Here is a 15,633-nt window from a genome sequence, read left to right as displayed (position 1 = left end):
ATACTGAGCGCTGTTCAGCGATAGGGTGCGTCCGTGCCCTCCTCGATCTGGGTGGACCGGGCGAAGCCGGCGAGCACCGGCCTCAGCAGGGGGTCGCTCGTGCGCGCGGCCGTCGCGCTGCTCGACGCCGACGGACTGGAGCGCGTGTCGATGCGGCGGGTCGCCGCGGAGCTCGGCGTCACCGTCGGAGCCCTGTACTGGTACGTCGCCACGAAGGACGAGCTCCTCGAGCTGGCCCTCGACGAGGTGCTGGGCGAGGCGCGGGTGCCGGACGACGTCCCGGGGGAGTGGCGCGACGCGCTCGCGGCGCAGGCGGGACGGATGCGGCAGGTGCTGCTGCGTCACCCCTGGGCACTGCCGCTGCTGGGCCGGCTGCCGAACATCGGGCCGAACGCCGTGGAGCTGGCCGATGCCGCACTCGGAGTCGCGACGCGCGCCGGCTTCCCCGACCCGGGCGCCGTGGCCGCTGCCCTGCACGACCAGGTGGTGGGCGCCGTGCTCGCTCAGACGGGCCTGCGGCACACCGCCGCGCTGGCGGGAGACGAACGGCTCGGGGGGTACCTCGCGGCCGCGTCCGAGGTGCACCCGGCCGCGGCCTCGGCGATGCGGGCCGGCACCGGTGCCGACGTCGCCGCCCGGTCCGACCGGCGCTTCGCCTTCTCCCTGGGATGCCTGCTCGACGGCCTGGCCGCCCGCCTGCCCGACGACGCCTAGCGGTCGACCACCCTCAGGAGACCGCCCGTCGCAGCCACTCCGCCACCCCGTCGATGTGCACCGTCGCCTGGGCGGCCACCAGCGCGGCGTCGCCCCGCTCCAGCGCGTCGACGATCAGCCGGTGCTCGGTGAGGCTGCGCTCCGTCGAACCCTCCTGGGAGAGCCCGCGCCAGATCCGGGCGCGCAGGGTGCTGCTGGAGAGCGTCTCGAGCAGGCTCGTGAGGTAGGTGTTGCCGGCCATCTCGGCGATGCGCCGGTGGAACACCTGGTCGTGCGCCACGAGCTCGTCCACGGTGGGCCGGTCGCCCAGCGCGGCGAGCAGCCCGCGCAGCTCCTCGACGTCGGCGGGCGCGCCGCGCGCGGCGGCGATCGCCGCCGCGGCGGGCTCGAGGATCCGGCGCACCTCGAACAGCTCCAGCAGCGACGAGTCCTGGTGGATGTCCACCACGAAGGACATGGCGTCGAGCAGGGTGTCGGGGGTCAGGCTGGTGACGTAGGTGCCGTCGCCGCGCCGCACGTCGAGCACCCGGATGATCTCCAGGGCCTTGACGGCCTCGCGCAGCGAGCTGCGGGACAGGCCCAGCGCCTCGGACAGCTCCTTCTCCGGGGGCAGCCGGTCGCCCGGCCCCAGCTCGCCTGCGCGGATCATCTCCTTGATCTTGAGGATGGCCTCGTCGGTGACGGCCATCAGCGGACGTCGAACCCGACCGCCACCGGCAGGTCCCGGGACGGCAGCTCCACGGCCACTCCGGCCGGCTCGGCCTGCGCCGCGACGGGCGCGCCGTCGGCGAGCGCGGCCGAGGCGAGCTCGAGCCGGTCGGCGCGGGCCGGCAGCACGACCCGCACCCGCCCCGCCTGCTTCCATCGCCCGGGGCGGCCGGACGCGTCGACGACGGCCCACGCGCGGTCGCCGGTGCGGGTCCAGCGCACCCACGGCTCGTCGGAGTCGTCGGCGATGCCGTCCTCCAGCGGGCGGGAGCCGTGGACGACACCCGGGTTCGCCGCCATCCAGCCCGCCAGCTCCTCCAGGGTCCGGCGTTGCCCCTCCGGGATCAGGCCGCTCGCGGTCGGGCCGACGTTGAGCAGCATGTTCCCGCCGCGGGAGACCACGTCGACGAGGTGGCGCACGAGCTGCGGGCCGCTGATCAGGTGCCGGGAGTCCTCCACCCGGTTGTAGCCGAACGACAGCCCGATGCCCCGGTTGTTCTCCCACGCCGGGGCGGTCTCGGCCTCGAGGCCGTGCTGGTACTCGCTCGTGCGGTAGTCCCAGTGCGTGTCGCCCCACCGGTCGTTGACGACGCCGTCGGGGACCGTGGCGTAGAAGTGGCGGAAGAGCTCGAACAGGCCGAGCTGCCCGGCGTGCTTGCCGGCGTCGGGCCACTCGATGTCGTTCCACAGCACGTCGGGGCGGTACCGGTCGACCAGGTCGCGGACGTGCAGGTACGCGTAGGCCGCGTACGCCGCGTCGATGGGACGCTGCGCGCGCACGTTCGCGAACGTGTCGATCGCCGGGAGGTGCTCGGTGACGCTCCAGTCGAGCCCGCCGGAGTAGTACACGCCGAACCGCATGCCGGCCGCCCGCGCGGCGCTCGCCAGGTCGCCGATCAGGTCGCGGTGCGGGCCGCGGTGCACGGTGTTGCGGGTGGCGGTGCCGGGCGCGTCCCACAGGGCGATGCCGTCGTGGTGCTTGCTGGTCGGCACGACGTAGCGGGCCCCGGCCCTGGCGAAGAGGTCGCACCAGGCCTTCGGGTCGAACTCCTCGGCCTTCCAGGCGTCGAGGAAGTCGTCGTAGGGCGCGTCGCCGTGCACCCGGCGGTGGTGCTCGCGGGCGGGGCTGTCGTCGAACCGGATCGTGTTCCAGTACCACTCGGCGTAGGAGTTGTGGCGGAACCAGACCCCTTCGTCGACGGTGCCCAGCTCGCCGGTCGGCTCCGCCCACGCCGGCACCGAGTAGGCGCCCCAGTGGACGAAGATCCCGAACTTGGCGTCGGCGTACCAGTCCGGGAGTGGGCGCGAGAGCCGGCTCCAGTCGACGGTCACGAGGTCCTCCCGGAGGTCACCGGCCACCGAGGCCGGACAGGGCGATGCCGCGGACGAGGTGGCGCTGCAGCAGCACGACCATGGCGACGGTCGGCACCATCGAGATCGCCGACGCGGCCATGAGCAGGTGCCACTGGTTGCCGTTCTGCGACAGGAACAGGTTGAGCCCGAGCGGCACCGTGGACATGTCGCGGCTGTTCACGACGATCAGCGGCCACAGGAAGCTGTTCCAGTAGTTGATGAACGTGAACGCGGCCAGCACGGCGATGGCCGGTCGCGCGATCGGCACGACCACCTGCAGCAGGATCCGCAGCCGGCTCGCGCCGTCGATCGTCGCGGCCTCCTCCAGCTCCCGCGGGATCGAGAGGAAGAACTGGCGCAGCAGGAACGTTCCGAACGCGGTGAACGCCCAGGGCAGGATCAGCGCCGCGTAGCTGTCCACCCAGCGGAACTGCTGCATGAGGATGAACATCGGGACCACCGTGACCTCCTGCGGCACCATCAGCGTGCCCAGGAAGAGCAGGAAGATCCGGTCCCGGAACCGGAAGCGCAGGCGCGCGAAGGCGTACGCCGACAGCACCGACGTCACGCACACCACGACGGTGCCCGCCGCCGCGACGAACAGGCCGTTGAGCATGAACCGGCCGAACGGCAGGTAGCTCCACGCCTCGGCGAAGTTGGACCAGCGGATCTCCGACCCGACGAGCCCGCTGCCTGCGCCGAACACCTCTGCGGGCGGCTTGAGCGCCGTCGCGATCATCCAGACGAACGGCATGAGGAACAGCAGGAGCACGGCCGTGAGCAGCACCTGCGACACGACGGTGCGCGGGCTGGTGCGCCGGCGGGACGGGCGTGCGGGAGCCGCATCCGCCGTCGCGGGGCGGGGGAGTGTCTCGGTCGTCGCGCTGTCAATCGTCATAGTGGACCCACCGCTTCTGGCCGAGGAACTGCAGCGCGGTGACCAGCATGATGATCATGAAGAGGAACCAGCCGATCGTGGCCGCGGTGCCCAGGTCGAACTGCTGGAAGCCCTCCTTGTAGAGGTGCAGCACCATCGTCTCCGTGGCGACGCCCGGCCCGCCCGCGGTGAGGGCGTAGGGCTGCACGAACACCTGGAACGAGGTGATCAGTGTCATGATCATCGCGAAGAACATCGACGGCGAGAGCATCGGCAGCGTGACGCTCCAGAACCGGCGCAGCGGCCCGGCCCCGTCGATCGAGGCCGCCTCGTGCAGGCTCTGCGGGATCGCGTCGAGCCCGGCGGAGAAGACCAGCATGTTGTAGCCGAACCCCTGCCAGACCGACATGAGGATCACCGCGGCCATCGCCCAGCGGTTGTCGCCGAGGAAGTTGGGCGACGGCACGCCGAGCAGCGCCTGGAACCCCTGGTCGATCGGGCCGCCCGGCTGGTACAGCAGGCGCCACACCAGCGCGTTCGCGATCATCGGCGTGACCGTCGGGATGAAGAACAGCAGCCGGTAGAGCCCGCGCCCGCGGATGCGGGGCGAGATCCACAGCGCCAGCCCGAGCGACACGACGATGTTGAGCGGCACGTAGACCACCACGAACACCAGCGTGTTGAGCATGACCCGGTGGAAGACCGGGTCGGTCAGCAGCTCGGCGAAGTTGTCCACCCCGACGAACCGGCGCCGCCCGAGCACCGGCCAGGCGAAGAAGCTGATCAGCAGCGATCCGACGAGCGGGATCAGGGTGAACAGCAGGAACCCGCTCGTGCTCGGCGCGAGGAAGCCCAGTGCGGCGCGGCCGTCGCGGCGGTGCACGCCGCCGCCGGGTTCGGCGACGGGTGCCGCGGGCGGTGCGGCCGACACTGTCACGGCGACCTCACCCCGCCTGCTGCTGCACCGAGTTCAGGAAGTCCGGCACGCTCTGCTGGCCGTTCACCGCCTCCACGCCGTACTGCTGGAACAGCTGCGAGACCTGGGTGTAGTTGTCGGTGGCCGGCGCGGGCACGCCGTTCTTGATCGCGACCTGCAGGCCGTCGCGCGCCCCGGCGAGCTTCGGGCTGAACCACGACTCCTGCTGCGCCGTGCGCGCCGGGAAGGCGCGACCCTGCTCGGCGAGGTACTGGAGTGCTTCCGGGCTGGTGAGCACCGCGATCGCCTGCAGCGCCTTGTCCGGGTCGGGGCAGCTCTGCGAGATGCCGAACCCGGACCCGGCCACCTGGCTGTGGGAACCGGACGCGCCCGCCGGGATCGGGGCCACGCCCACCTCGAACTGCGCCTGGTCCATCACGTTGACCAGCTGCCACGGCCCGTCGACGACCATCGCGGCGTCCCCCGAGATGAACGAGTTCAGCGCAGGCGTGGGGTCGTTGGTGGCCGCCACCTGGGGCGCGACCTTCAGCTTGGTGACGAGGTCGGCGTACCACTGGACGGCCTTGACGAAGCCCTCCTGGGTGAGGTCCAGCCCGCCCTGGGCGTTCACCGGCGAGGTGCCCTCCAGCGAGAGTGACCACGGGATCACGCTGTCGACCGTGGGGTAGACGGCGAAACCGTGCTTCCCGCCGCTGGTCAGGGACTGGGCCGCGGCGAGGAAGTCGTCCACCGTCCAGTCGGTGGTCGGCACGGGCACGCCGGCCTCGCGGAAGCGGTCGGCGTTGTAGAACATGATCAACGGCCCGAAGTCGTACGGCACGGCGAGCTGCTGGCCGTCCACCTGCAGCGCCTTCCAGATCGACGGGTCGAAGTCGGCCGCGTTGATCCCGGCGCCGGCCAGCATCTCGTCGAGCGGCACGAGCAGCTGGCTGACGCTCGGCGCCCGGTAGGACTGCACGCCCAGGATGCAGCCCGTGTCACCGCCGCTCGCCTGTGCGGCGAGCTTGGTCCAGTAGTCGTTGAAGCTGCTGGTCTGGAACTCGAGGGCGAGGTCGGGGTGCTTCGCGGTGACCATCTCGGAGAGGTGGTTCCACGCGTCCACCTCGGCGGTGGACCCGCTCCACATGTTCCAGACCATCGTGGTCCTGCCGTCCGCGGTGGAGCTGCCGCTGCCGCCACCGGAGCCGCATGCGGCCACGGCCAGAGCGAGGGTGGCGGCAGCAGCCACCGCGAGCGCGCGCTTCCGAATCGTCTTGACCGTCATGGTGCTCCTCGGCATTGAGTGAGACATCCGATGTTCGATTCACTTTTGCGCGCCTCTACCGGCGCGTCAAGGGTCCACGCCGATCAAAGATCGGATGTCAAATGAGCTTCTCGAAGAAGAACTCGTGCTTGAGGAACGAGACGTCGTACTCGTGACCCGGCTGTGGCGGGAGGAGTTGCGACGCCTGGAAGAGGCGCCATCCGTCCTTCAGTGCCTCGAGCCCGGTCTCGTACGGGGGGACGTCGCTGTCGCCCGTGGTCGGGGTGGTCTCCCCGGTGCCGTCGTAGCTCGACCAGCCCACGACCTTCGCGTCGAGCGCGGACGAGGCGAGGTAGAGCACCAGCACCTTCTGGCGGGTTGTCGTCATGCCATCTCCTCGACCCGGGCCGGGGCGTGCGGGTTGAGGCTGCGTCCCGCGACGACCCGCGCCGGGCGGTTCGTCACGCGGGTGACCCAGTAGTCGGGGTCGTAGCTGTCGTCACCGATCAGCGCGCGCCACAGCAGCACCCGGTTGTAGATCTCCAGCCGGCCGGTGGCGTTCTCGTACCAGGGGAAACGCGTGCCCAGTTCCGCGGCGACGGCCGGGTCGTACAGATCGTCGGTGTTCCACAGCCGCAGCTGCCGGACCGTCGGGTTGAAGCGGATCTTGAACATGTAGCGGTCGACGTCACTGTCGTTGCGCCGCCCGCCGTGCCAGATGCCGTGGTGCAGGAAGACGACCGTGCCGGCGGGGCAGACGAGGCGGGTCTGGCCGAGGAGGTTCTGGTAACGACCGGTGTCGGACTCGTTGGTGCGCCGCAGGTGGCTTCCCGGCACCGACAGCGTGCCGCCCATCTCGAGGGTGACCTCCTGCGGGTAGTACATGAGCTGCACGTCGAACGCGTCCGGCCGCACGTCGATGATCGCGTCGCCGTGCAGGTTCTGGGCGTCGCCCTCGCGCGCCTTGCGGATGTGCACGGCGTGGTGGTCGACGGCCGGGTCGGGGCCGACGAAGCTGTGGATCGCCCCGGCGATCTCGGGCAGCTGCACGAGGCGCTGCGCGAACGAGCCGTCGGCGAACGTCTCGGACAGGGGGGTGCCGTACGGCACCGCCGGGATGCCGGCGCGGAGCACGTCGGTCGCCTCGGCGTTCATGTCGGCGGGTACGACGCCGTCGATGCGGTGCGAGCCGTACGCGACGAACCGGGCCATCTGCACGGACGTGAGCAGGTGTTTGCGGTGCACGATCCTCCCTCACCTGGGTGGTTCTCGCGCACCGAGGTTAGGGTGCGAACTGGTCATATCGCGTGGTCCTGGCTCCCCAATGCTGGTAATTTCTCACCGTGGCCGTCGAGCGCGTTCCGCTCTGCATCGGGCGGCCGCCGTTCATCGCCAACGCCGGCGTCGGGGTGCACGGCGTGCGCAGGTTGCACGACGTCTTCCGGCTTCCCGACCTGTGGCAGCTGCACCTCTACGGCTACTCGGCCGACGTCACGATCGGCGGGCGGACCTACGCGGTGGCGCCGGGCTGGGTGAGCTTCGTACCGGCGGGCGTGGAGGTCCGGTTCGACTACACCGGCCGTTCGGAGCACCTCTTCGCCCACTTCCGGCCGGAGGAGTGCGGCGAGCCGCAGACGGTGCCCGTCGCGCGGGACGCCGGTCCGGCCGCCGCCGGGTTGTCCGAGCTGCTGCGCGCGGCGATCGCCGCATGGCCCGGCGGCTCGGCGCGCACGGCCGCCGAGGTGTGGACGGCGCTGTGGCGGATCGCCCAGCTCCCGGAGCCCGTCCCCGGCCGCACCCACCACAGCGCCGTGGCGTCCGCGATCGCCTTCATCGAGGCCAACCTCGCGCGTCCGCTCTCCGTGCCGGACGTCGCCCGCGCGGCCGGGGTGTCGCACAACCACCTCACGCGGCTCTTCCGCGCCGAGACCGGACTGCCGGTGGTGGGCTGGATCCGGGAGCGGCGGATGGCGCGTGCCCGGCACCTGCTCACGGCCACCACGATGTCGATCCCCGCGGTGGCCGCCTCGGTCGGCATCAGCGACCTGCAGGCGTTCAACAAGGCCTGCCGCCGGGAGCTGGGCGGCTCGCCCCGCGCGGTCCGCGGAACCTCCGCCTGACGGGACTTCGCGAGCCGGAACTCGCCCGGCGGCATGCCGTACACGTCGCCGAAGAGCCGGTTGAAGTGCGCCGCGTTGCGGAAGCCCCACGCGCGGGCGATCTCGCACACCGGCCGGTGCGCCGCCGCCGGGTCGGTCAGGTCCCTGCTGCAGCGCTCCAAGCGGCGACGCCGGATGTGCGCGGCGACCGTCGTCCGGTCGCTCCGGAAGATCTTGTGCAGGTGGCGCACCGAGATGTGGTGCGCATCGGCGACGGATGCCGGCGTGAGGTCGGGGTCGGCGATCGCCGCCCTCGTGAGCGCTGCCGCCGTGCTCGTTGCCGGGCGCTACGCGTCGCAGCGGCGGATGGTGGCGGCGTCGGCGTCCAGCTCGACCTCGGCCCCGAGCGGCACGGTCAGCTGCCCGGCGCAGTGCCCGAACCCCAGCTCCTCCACCAGCGGCACGCCGAGCCCGCCGAGCCGGTCGAGCACGACGTCGCGCACCTCCGCCGGGGGGCCGCACTCCTGCCACGACCCCAGCGCGATACCCGCCACCCGGTCGAACCAGCCGGCCCGCAGGAGGTGGGTGAGGAAGTGGTCGATCCGGTACGGCGCCTCCGTGACGTCCTCCAGCAGCGCGATCGCGCCGTCCGGCGGGGGCGGGACGCCCGGGACCCCGAGCGTGGAGGTGAGCAGGCTCAGCGTGCCGCCGACCGTCACCCCGGTGGCCCGCCCGCCGACCAGTGGCCGGGCGTCCGGGCCACCGCACAGCACTGCGGGCGGGTCGAACAGCGCCCGGCGCAGGCCTTCCCGGGCGGCCGGGTCGTCGGTGACGGCGCGGGTGGCGACCATCGGCCCGAAGAGGGTGACGACGCCGCACCGCGGGCCGAGCACGGCGTGCAGGGCCGTGGTGTCGCTCGACCCGGCGAAGAGCTTCGGTCCCGCGGCGGTCATCGCGTCCCAGTCGACGAGGTCGAGCACGCGCAGCGCCCCGTATCCGCCGCGGGCGCACAGCACCGCGTCGACGTCCGGGTCGCACCACGCGCGCTGCAGTTGCCCGGCGCGGGTGGCGTCGTCCGCGGCGAGGTACGGCAGCGGGGTGTCCCGGCTGCCGGCGGTGCACGCCAGCTCCACCTGCAGGCCCCAGGACTCGAGCACGGACCGGCCGCGGTGCAGGAGATCGGGCGGGACGGGCCCGGCCGGGGCGACCACGGCCACCCGGTCACCCGGACGCAGCGGCCGCACGGCCCGGCGTGCCGTCGTCACCTGCCTGCTCCTCCCGTCGGCCCCGCCGTCGTCACCAGGACGAGTGACGTTCCTGCAGCCGACCGGGTGAACCTCCCCGTCGCCGTGCTGCGGTTCGTAATGGGCCCCCCTGATCGGGCGATGGCAGAACGGGGGGACGACTCACGAGTGGGGCTCGTGAGCCGCTCTCCGCGCCGACCGCAGCCACCGCGGCCGGCTGGGCGGGGGAAGGACGATACATGACCGCAGCCGGTCCACCGGGATCCGGCATGGCCGGACTCCTGCGGCCGCACACCCTGGCGTGGGGAGCGCTGTGGTTCGTGGTCGTCGTCCTCTTCACGGCGGGAGTGGGGGTCATCCAGGCGGCGGGCACCGCGGGGCAGATGCCGCCGCTCACCTCCGGGACCCAGCCCGTCGTCCGCCCGGTCGACCCGGTCGACCCGCCGAGCTCCGCGCCAGAGCCGCCGAGGCTCGTGGACGTCGTCAACACCGGCTGAGCCCGGCGGGGCCGATGCGCCCGCCCGCGTGCTGCAGCAGCCGGTCCACGACCCGGCCGAGCGCCGCGGCCTGCTCCGGGTCGGCCAGCGCCCCGTCCGGGGTGAACGCGACGTCCGCCATCCCGATCGGTAGCTCGTCGTCGAGGACGTCCGCGCCCGCCGTCCGCAGCACCTTCCGCAGCTCTGCCTGCGCCCACACCGCGCCGAAGAGACCCGTCGACGCGCCGACGACAACGGCCGGGCGGCCGCGCAGCGCGTTGTCCGGGAACGGGCGCGACGCCCAGTCGAGCGCGTTCTTGAGCTGCCCGGGCACCGAGCCGTTGTACTCCGGCGTCGCGAAGAGCAGGCCGTCCGCGCCGGCGAGCGCGGCACGCAGCCGCTGGACGGCGGCGGGCGCGTCCTCGTCCTCGCTGTAGGGCGGGATCTCGGCCAGTCCGTCGAACACGCGCATCGTGACCGAGGCCGGGAGGTGGCCGGCGGCCGCGTCGAGCAGCCTCCTGTTGTGGGAGCCGCGGCGCAGGCTCCCGGAGATTCCCAGGAGCAGCACGGTCAGGCCTCCTCGACCAGTTCGAGGTGCGCCGTGAGCTGCACCTCGTTGCCGAGGGCGTCTCCGCCTGCCGGGAGCGGGGCCTGCCAGTCGATGCCCCAGTCCCTGCGGTCGACGGTGGCGGTGAGCTCGAGCGCGCCGCGCAGCCGGTTGTCCAGGGCGACGACGGGCGCGTGGTAGGTCCCGCTCGCGGTCACGGGCCGGGTGACCCCGCGGAGCGTGAGTTCGGCCTGCACGGTGGCGGTGCCGTCCGCGTGCAGGGCGACGTCGTTCGCGGTGACCGTGATCTCGGGGTGGTTGCCGGCGTCGAAGAAATCGGCGCCGAACACGACGTGGTCGCGGAACTCGCGCGGGCTGCGGATCGAGACCGACTCGACCGGCGCCGAGCCCTCGAGCCGCACCCCGTCCTCGCCGGCGACGAGGCGGGCCGTGACCTCCTCGAACCGCGCTCGGAACAGCGAGACGCCCATGTGCCGCACGGCGAACTCGACCGACGAGTGCACCTGATCGACCAGGAAGGTGCCGGTGAACGGGCGCGTGCTGACGGTCATGATCATCGTCCTCTCATAACTGGAAAACTCTCCGTTTGGACCAAGCTAAGCGGAGAACTCTCCGAATGCAAGGGAGATCGGGTACCGTGACGAGAGGAACACGAAGGGGACGGGATGGCGACCACGGCGACGGGACGCGAGTTGCTGCCGGTGCTCGGCCAGCCCCCGCCGGAGCGGGCCGACGCCGCGCGCAACCGGCGTGCTCTGCTCGCGGCGGCCCACGCGATCATGGTCGAGAGCGGCATCGACGCGCTGACGATGGATCGCGTGGCCGCGGCCGCCGGCGTCGGGGTGGGCACCGTCTACCGGCGCTTCGGCGACCTCGGCGGCCTCGCCCTCGCCCTGCTCGACGAGCAGGAGCGCGAGTTCCAGCGCGCCCACCTCTCGGGGCCTCCGCCGCTCGGACCAGGGGCCCCGCCCGGCGCGCGGATCCGGGCGTACCTGCACGCCATGGTCGACCGGATGGAGACCGAAGGGGACCTGCACGCACTGGCCGAGTCCCGTGCCGGCGCGGCGCGCTACGACAGCGCCGCCTACCGCACCGCCCGCACCCACCTCGTCGTGCTGCTGCGCGAGGCGCAGCAGCACGACGCCGCCTACTGCGCGGACGCGCTGCTCGCTCCGGTCGGCGCGAGCCTGCTCCTGCACCAGCGCCGGGTACTCGGGTTCTCGCGGGCGCGCATCAAGGCGGGCCTGGACTGCCTGCTCGACGCGCTGCTGGCCGGCGGCTGTCCTGGTGCCCGACGGCGCCCGGAGGGCTCCGGACAGTGGTGACGCCACCCCACGCGCTGGTCGGTCACCGTTCGACGCATCCCCGTTGACGCCACTGGCACCGTGGCCGGTGTGATCGAACGGCGCACGAGCGACGGGCTGCACCCCGCCTCCGGGTACCACCACGTGACGATCGCGAGCCCGGGCCGGCCGGCCTTCCTCGCCGGTCAGATGCCGATGGACGAGACGGGGACGCGGGTCGTCGGGGTCGGTGACCTCGGCCACCAGGTCGACGTCACCGTCGAGCACACGCGCAGAGCGCTCGCCGCCGCCGGGGCGCATCCCGAGGACGTCGTTCGGTCGGTCGTCTACGTCGTGGGCGGCCAGGAGGCGGCGGCCCGCGCATGGCACCGCTTCGCGGAGTCCCCGATCGGCGCGGCGTTCACGAGCGCCAGCACGTTGCTCGGGGTGACCGCGCTCGGCTTCCCGGACCAGCTCGTCGAGCTCGAGCTGACCGCGGCCCTCCGCTGATCACGGCGCCACGGCCTTGCGCAGCGTGCGCAGGCACAGTGCGAGGGCGTCGTGCTCGGGCACGTCGCTGTCGCGGGCGTGCATCCAGGCGGCGTAGAGCAGCGACCACAGCACGTCCTGCACCCACGCCGGGCTCAGGCCGGGGTCGATCGTGCCCTCGGCGTGCCCGCGTTCGACGAGCTGCAGCAGCGCCCGTTCGGGCTCGCCCTCCTCGTTCCAGGCCGGATCGGTGAACAGGTGCGGCTCGTTCAGCGTGAGCAGGAGCCCGTCGCCGAGGGCGAAGTACGCCTGGCACAGCCGCTCCAGCGCCGCGACGGCCGGACCCTGCTCCGGGCGGGCGCGCTGGGTGGCGGCGGCGATCTGTTCCAGCAGGTCGTTGGTGATGCCGGTGAGCAGGTCGGCGCGCTCCGGGAAGTACCGGTGCATCGTGGTGCGCCCCACCCCGGCCGCAGCGGCCACCTCGGCGAGCGACGCACCGGACTGCTGGGACAGCACGCGCACGCCGGCGTCGAGGATGGCGCGCCGGGTGCGGGCGCGCGTACCGCTCTCCGGAGCGGCGGGCTCGTCGACCACGGCGCGAAGAGTAGCAACTGCTCCAGAACGGAACCAGATTGACAAAAACGGAACACTGATGCTCCACTACCGAGCATGAGCAGTCCTGCCGCCGCGCCCGGGTTGAGCATCCTCCGCTCGTACGCTCGACCGCACCTGGGCACCCTCGCGCTCGGGCTGGTGCTGGCGCTGGCCGGCTCCGCGACGAGCCTGGCCACGCCGCTCGTCACGAAGTGGGTGCTGGACTCGCTGGACGCGTCGGCGCCGCTCGCCGGTCCGATCGGCGCGCTGCTGGCGCTGCTCGTCCTCGGTGCCGCGATCTGGATCCTCGAGTGGACGCTGCTGGGCACGCTGGGCGAGCGGGTCGTGCTGGAGGCCAGGGAGTCGATGGTCCGCCGGTTCCTGCGCGCCGCGGTGCCGGGGCTCACCCGGCGGCCGACGGGTGAGCTGGTCACGCGGGTCACCTCCGACACGCTGCTGCTGCGCGAGGCGGTCTCGTCCGGCCTCGTCGGGCTGGTCAACGGCGTCGTGATGCTCCTGGGCACGCTCGTGCTGATGGCGGTGCTCGACCTGGTGCTGCTGGCCACCACGGTCGCCACGGTCGTCGTGGTCGTCCTGCTGTTCGCGGTGCTCATGCCGGGGATCGCGCGGGCGCAGGAACGGGCGCAGGAGCACGTCGGGCGGCTCGGGGGCGTCCTGGAGACGTCGTTGCGGGCGATCCGCACGGTGAAGGCGAGCCGCGCCGAGGAGCGCCTGGCCACCGGCATCCTCGGCCACGCGGGCGAGGCGATGCGCCACGGCGTCCGCGTGGTGCGCCGCGAGGCATTCGCGTGGACGATCGCCTGGTCCGGGATCCAGCTGGCGATCATCGTGATCCTCGGTGTGGGCGCGTGGCGGGTGGGGCTCGGGCTGCTCGAGGTCTCCACGCTGATCGCGTTCCTGCTCTATGCCTTCGGGCTGATGGAGCCGATCATGGAGCTCAGCCAGAACCTCACCGCGTTGCAGGCGGGGATCGCCGCGGCCAAGCGCATCCGTCAGGTCGAGGAGCTCGAGCAGGAGACCACCGGGGGAGCGGCGGCGGAGGCCGTGGTCCCGCAGCCGGGCGCGGGTCCCGTGCTGGAGCTGTGCGGTGTCACCGCCGCGTACGGACCGGGACGCGCCCCCGCCGTGCAGGACGTGGACCTCGTGGTGCCCGCCCGCGGCCACACCGCGATCGTCGGGCCGTCCGGCGCGGGCAAGACCACCCTGTTCGCCCTGCTCCTGCGGTTCCTCGAACCGCAGGCCGGCGAGATCCGGCTGGCCGGGCGGCCGTACCGCGAGCAGACACCCGACGAGGTGCGCGCCCGCCTCGCCTACGTCGAGCAGGAGACCCCGGTCGTTCCGGGCACCATCGCCGACAACCTGCGCTTCACCCACCCCGACGCCACGGACGACGAGCTGTGGGCCGCGCTCGAACGGGTGCGGCTGCGGGAGGCGGTGGCGGCGCTCGACGGCGGTCTCGACGCGCAGCTGACCGCGTCGTCGCTCTCCGGCGGCCAGCGGCAGCGCATCGCGCTCGCCCGCGCGCTGGTACGCACCCCGGAGGTGCTCCTGCTGGACGAGGCCACCGCCCAGGTCGACGGGCTCACCGAGGCCGCGGTGCACGACGCGATCCGGGAGCAGGCCCGTATCGGCGCGGTGGTCACGGTGGCCCACCGGCTGTCCACCGTGGTCGACGCGGACACGATCGTCGTGATGGAGGGCGCCCGCGTCCGTGCCCGCGGCACCCACCACGAGCTGCTGGCCGCCGACGAGTTGTACCGCGGCCTCGTCGCGGCCCTGAGCGTCGACCGGCGTTCGGTACCCGCCGGGTCGTGAGGGGCTATCCGCTCTCACCCGTGTCCGCGTGCGCCGAGCCGACCGGCTTCGACTCGGGCGAGCCGCGCTGGCGCAGGTAGATCCCGAGCACGGCCATGGACCCCACCGCCAGCATCTCCGACTGCCAGTTCTGCAGGGTGCGATTCCAGAAGTCGGCCCCGCCGAGGTAGGCGAGCCACGTGATCGGGTCCTCCCGGTCGCCCAGCTGCTCGGAGTTGTAGGCCGCCCACCCGGCCACCGACTGCGCGAGCCAGGACAGCACGAAGATCGTCCCCATCACGATCCCGAGCGACCGGGAGAACAGCGCGCCGCGCCAGTCCTGGTAGCGGGCCCAGGCCGGGGAGTCCTCGCGGGCGTGCTCGCCGACCTTCTGTTCCTCGTCGGTCTCCGTGCCGACCTTCTCGATGTCCTTCGACTCGGGGGAGCCGCGCTGCACCAGCCAGACGGTGAGGAAGATGTAGAGGAAGAACTGCAGGTACTCCGACTGCCAGTTCTCCACCACGTCCACGGCGAACGACGAGGACGTCACGTACTGGCCGATCGACACCGGCTCGCCGCCCGAGGCGAGCTGCTGGTCGTTGTACTGCGCCTGCCCGGAGAACGCCTGCCCGACGAGCATGAGCAGGAACAGGCCGCCGAACACCAGGCCGATGCCGTTGTCGCGCAGGGTGCGCCGCATGCCGCTCACCGTCCCAGCAGGCCGAGCAGCGTGAAGTAGGCCAGCCCGACGCCGATCACGGCCAAGTACGCGATGAACAGTGCTTTCACGGCCCCTCCACACGGCACTCGTAGGGCAGGTCGCCGTTCGGCGTGCACCCGGCGGCCACGACCTTCCACCCGGCCGAGGTGCGGGTGAGGAACAGCGTGTCGCCGGACAGCCGGACCTGGGCCTCGTCACCCCACACCGCGGTCTGCAGCACCTCGCCCGCGGACGGCACCGCCGTGCCGACCGTCGCGGCGCACGGCCCCTCCCGTTCGAGCGCGGCGAGGGCGGCCGGGGCGAGCAGGGCGCAGCGGACGGTGGGATCACCGGTGCTGAACTCGGTGGCCACCCGCTCGACGTCGGGGCGCTCCGCCGCGGCGCAGCCGGCGAGCATCGCGATCGCGGCGCCGACCATGCACGTGCGGATCGCTCTCATGATCGGTTCTACCCTTCCGCACCGCTGGTGAAACCGCGCCGCTCACCGGATCGGATGTCGTGTGGGACTCCCG

At 72.6% G+C, this 15,633-nt stretch carries 19 protein-coding genes and 1 pseudogene; 6 read left to right on the top strand and 14 right to left on the bottom strand.

Annotation, left to right across the window (positions count from 1 at the left end):
• Positions 1-33 precede the first annotated feature (33 nt).
• Positions 34-714, top strand: coding sequence for a TetR/AcrR family transcriptional regulator (locus ABEA81_RS14630; protein WP_345605592.1), 681 nt, complete (start codon positions 34-36; stop codon positions 712-714).
• Positions 715-727: 13 nt separating this feature from the next.
• Here ABEA81_RS14630 and ABEA81_RS14625 read toward each other — a convergent pair whose 3' ends face one another.
• The 7 genes from ABEA81_RS14625 to ABEA81_RS14595 form a co-directional block, all read right to left on the bottom strand.
• Complete coding sequence (locus tag ABEA81_RS14625; protein ID WP_345605591.1) at positions 728-1,402, bottom strand: FadR/GntR family transcriptional regulator; 675 nt, start codon at positions 1,400-1,402, stop codon at positions 728-730.
• Entirely contained in the window at positions 1,402-2,754 is a 1,353-nt protein-coding gene (locus tag ABEA81_RS14620; protein WP_345605590.1) for an alpha-L-fucosidase, read from the bottom strand. Before ABEA81_RS14620 ends, ABEA81_RS14625 begins: the two co-directional genes overlap by 1 nt.
• A 16-nt stretch (positions 2,755-2,770) precedes the next feature.
• Positions 2,771-3,673: a carbohydrate ABC transporter permease gene (locus tag ABEA81_RS14615; RefSeq protein ID WP_345605588.1), complete on the bottom strand. Its 903-nt coding sequence runs from the start codon at positions 3,671-3,673 to the stop codon at positions 2,771-2,773.
• Positions 3,663-4,589, bottom strand: a complete 927-nt coding sequence (locus ABEA81_RS14610; RefSeq protein WP_345605587.1) for a carbohydrate ABC transporter permease — start codon at positions 4,587-4,589, stop codon at positions 3,663-3,665. The genes ABEA81_RS14615 and ABEA81_RS14610 overlap by 11 nt, the downstream gene beginning before the upstream one ends.
• A gap of 7 nt (positions 4,590-4,596) precedes the next feature.
• A complete protein-coding gene (locus tag ABEA81_RS14605; RefSeq protein WP_345605586.1) occupies positions 4,597-5,853 on the bottom strand; it encodes an ABC transporter substrate-binding protein in 1,257 nt (418 codons plus the stop codon).
• Between the two features lie 97 nt (positions 5,854-5,950).
• On the bottom strand, positions 5,951-6,220 hold the full coding sequence (locus ABEA81_RS14600; RefSeq protein WP_345605585.1) for a hypothetical protein: 270 nt from the start codon (positions 6,218-6,220) through the stop codon (positions 5,951-5,953).
• Positions 6,217-7,077 (bottom strand): phytanoyl-CoA dioxygenase family protein, encoded by an 861-nt coding sequence (locus ABEA81_RS14595; RefSeq protein ID WP_345605584.1) that lies wholly within the window; start codon positions 7,075-7,077, stop codon positions 6,217-6,219. Before ABEA81_RS14595 ends, ABEA81_RS14600 begins: the two co-directional genes overlap by 4 nt.
• 98 nt (positions 7,078-7,175) lie before the next feature.
• Here ABEA81_RS14595 and ABEA81_RS14590 point away from each other — a divergent pair, with 98 nt between their 5' ends.
• Positions 7,176-7,952, top strand: coding sequence for an AraC family transcriptional regulator (locus ABEA81_RS14590; protein WP_345605583.1), 777 nt, complete (start codon positions 7,176-7,178; stop codon positions 7,950-7,952).
• Positions 7,953-7,978: 26 nt separating this feature from the next.
• Here ABEA81_RS14590 and ABEA81_RS42675 read toward each other — a convergent pair.
• Together ABEA81_RS42675 and ABEA81_RS14585 are read right to left on the bottom strand one after the other, a co-directional pair.
• Positions 7,979-8,236 (bottom strand): annotated as a pseudogene (locus ABEA81_RS42675) (helix-turn-helix domain-containing protein); the annotation flags it as partial.
• A 42-nt stretch (positions 8,237-8,278) separates the two neighbouring features.
• Positions 8,279-9,196: a S66 peptidase family protein gene (locus ABEA81_RS14585; protein ID WP_345605582.1), complete on the bottom strand. Its 918-nt coding sequence runs from the start codon at positions 9,194-9,196 to the stop codon at positions 8,279-8,281.
• Positions 9,197-9,414: 218 nt separating this feature from the next.
• Here ABEA81_RS14585 and ABEA81_RS14580 point away from each other — a divergent pair, with 218 nt between their 5' ends.
• The gene (locus ABEA81_RS14580; RefSeq protein ID WP_345605580.1) at positions 9,415-9,672 is read left to right on the top strand and encodes a hypothetical protein; all 258 of its coding nucleotides are present in this window, start codon (positions 9,415-9,417) and stop codon (positions 9,670-9,672) included.
• Here the strand turns inward: ABEA81_RS14580 and ABEA81_RS14575 are convergent.
• Entirely contained in the window at positions 9,659-10,219 is a 561-nt protein-coding gene (locus ABEA81_RS14575) for an NADPH-dependent FMN reductase (protein ID WP_345605579.1), read from the bottom strand. The genes ABEA81_RS14580 and ABEA81_RS14575 overlap by 14 nt on opposite strands.
• Before the next feature lie 2 nt (positions 10,220-10,221).
• Entirely contained in the window at positions 10,222-10,770 is a 549-nt protein-coding gene (locus ABEA81_RS14570; protein WP_345605578.1) for a YceI family protein, read from the bottom strand.
• A 114-nt stretch (positions 10,771-10,884) separates the two neighbouring features.
• Here ABEA81_RS14570 and ABEA81_RS14565 point away from each other — a divergent pair, with 114 nt between their 5' ends.
• Both ABEA81_RS14565 and ABEA81_RS14560 read left to right on the top strand, forming a co-directional pair.
• Positions 10,885-11,544: a TetR family transcriptional regulator gene (locus ABEA81_RS14565; protein ID WP_345605577.1), complete on the top strand. Its 660-nt coding sequence runs from the start codon at positions 10,885-10,887 to the stop codon at positions 11,542-11,544.
• Between the two features lie 69 nt (positions 11,545-11,613).
• Positions 11,614-12,012 carry a RidA family protein gene (locus ABEA81_RS14560; RefSeq protein ID WP_345605576.1) on the top strand — a complete coding sequence of 133 codons (399 nt, stop codon included), beginning with the start codon at positions 11,614-11,616 and terminating at the stop codon, positions 12,010-12,012.
• On the opposite strand, the gene ABEA81_RS14555 is transcribed toward ABEA81_RS14560, so the two are convergent.
• Positions 12,013-12,585, bottom strand: coding sequence for a TetR family transcriptional regulator (locus ABEA81_RS14555; RefSeq protein ID WP_345605575.1), 573 nt, complete (start codon positions 12,583-12,585; stop codon positions 12,013-12,015). It lies immediately after the preceding gene.
• Between the two features lie 75 nt (positions 12,586-12,660).
• Between ABEA81_RS14555 and ABEA81_RS14550 the strand changes: the two genes are divergently transcribed.
• Complete coding sequence (locus tag ABEA81_RS14550; protein WP_345605574.1) at positions 12,661-14,421, top strand: ABC transporter ATP-binding protein; 1,761 nt, start codon at positions 12,661-12,663, stop codon at positions 14,419-14,421.
• 4 nt (positions 14,422-14,425) lie between these two features.
• On the opposite strand, the gene ABEA81_RS14545 is transcribed toward ABEA81_RS14550, so the two are convergent.
• On the bottom strand, positions 14,426-15,100 hold the full coding sequence (locus ABEA81_RS14545; protein ID WP_345605573.1) for a DUF6766 family protein: 675 nt from the start codon (positions 15,098-15,100) through the stop codon (positions 14,426-14,428).
• 85 nt (positions 15,101-15,185) lie between these two features.
• Positions 15,186-15,560 (bottom strand): hypothetical protein, encoded by a 375-nt coding sequence (locus ABEA81_RS14540; RefSeq protein ID WP_345605572.1) that lies wholly within the window; start codon positions 15,558-15,560, stop codon positions 15,186-15,188.
• Positions 15,561-15,633 lie beyond the last annotated feature (73 nt).

The organism is Pseudonocardia adelaidensis, from assembly GCF_039543345.1.
Classification (GTDB): Bacteria; Actinomycetota; Actinomycetes; order Mycobacteriales; family Pseudonocardiaceae; genus Pseudonocardia; species Pseudonocardia adelaidensis.
This window is presented reverse-complemented; position numbering and strand designations above follow the sequence as displayed.

Bases quoted from the DNA above. Each gene is read 5' to 3' on its own strand.
- ABEA81_RS14625 (WP_345605591.1), bottom strand. From the start codon at position 1,402: ATGGCCGTCACCGACGAGGCCATCCTCAAGATCAAGGAGATGATCCGC.
- ABEA81_RS14550 (WP_345605574.1), top strand. From the start codon at position 12,661: ATGAGCAGTCCTGCCGCCGCGCCCGGGTTGAGCATCCTCCGCTCGTAC.
- ABEA81_RS14545 (WP_345605573.1), bottom strand. From the start codon at position 15,100: ATGCGGCGCACCCTGCGCGACAACGGCATCGGCCTGGTGTTCGGCGGC.
- ABEA81_RS14570 (WP_345605578.1), bottom strand. From the start codon at position 10,770: ATGACCGTCAGCACGCGCCCGTTCACCGGCACCTTCCTGGTCGATCAG.
- ABEA81_RS14540 (WP_345605572.1), bottom strand. From the start codon at position 15,560: ATGAGAGCGATCCGCACGTGCATGGTCGGCGCCGCGATCGCGATGCTC.
- ABEA81_RS14605 (WP_345605586.1), bottom strand. From the start codon at position 5,853: ATGACGGTCAAGACGATTCGGAAGCGCGCGCTCGCGGTGGCTGCTGCC.
- ABEA81_RS14580 (WP_345605580.1), top strand. From the start codon at position 9,415: ATGACCGCAGCCGGTCCACCGGGATCCGGCATGGCCGGACTCCTGCGG.
- ABEA81_RS14615 (WP_345605588.1), bottom strand. From the start codon at position 3,673: ATGACGATTGACAGCGCGACGACCGAGACACTCCCCCGCCCCGCGACG.
- ABEA81_RS14565 (WP_345605577.1), top strand. From the start codon at position 10,885: ATGGCGACCACGGCGACGGGACGCGAGTTGCTGCCGGTGCTCGGCCAG.
- ABEA81_RS14600 (WP_345605585.1), bottom strand. From the start codon at position 6,220: ATGACGACAACCCGCCAGAAGGTGCTGGTGCTCTACCTCGCCTCGTCC.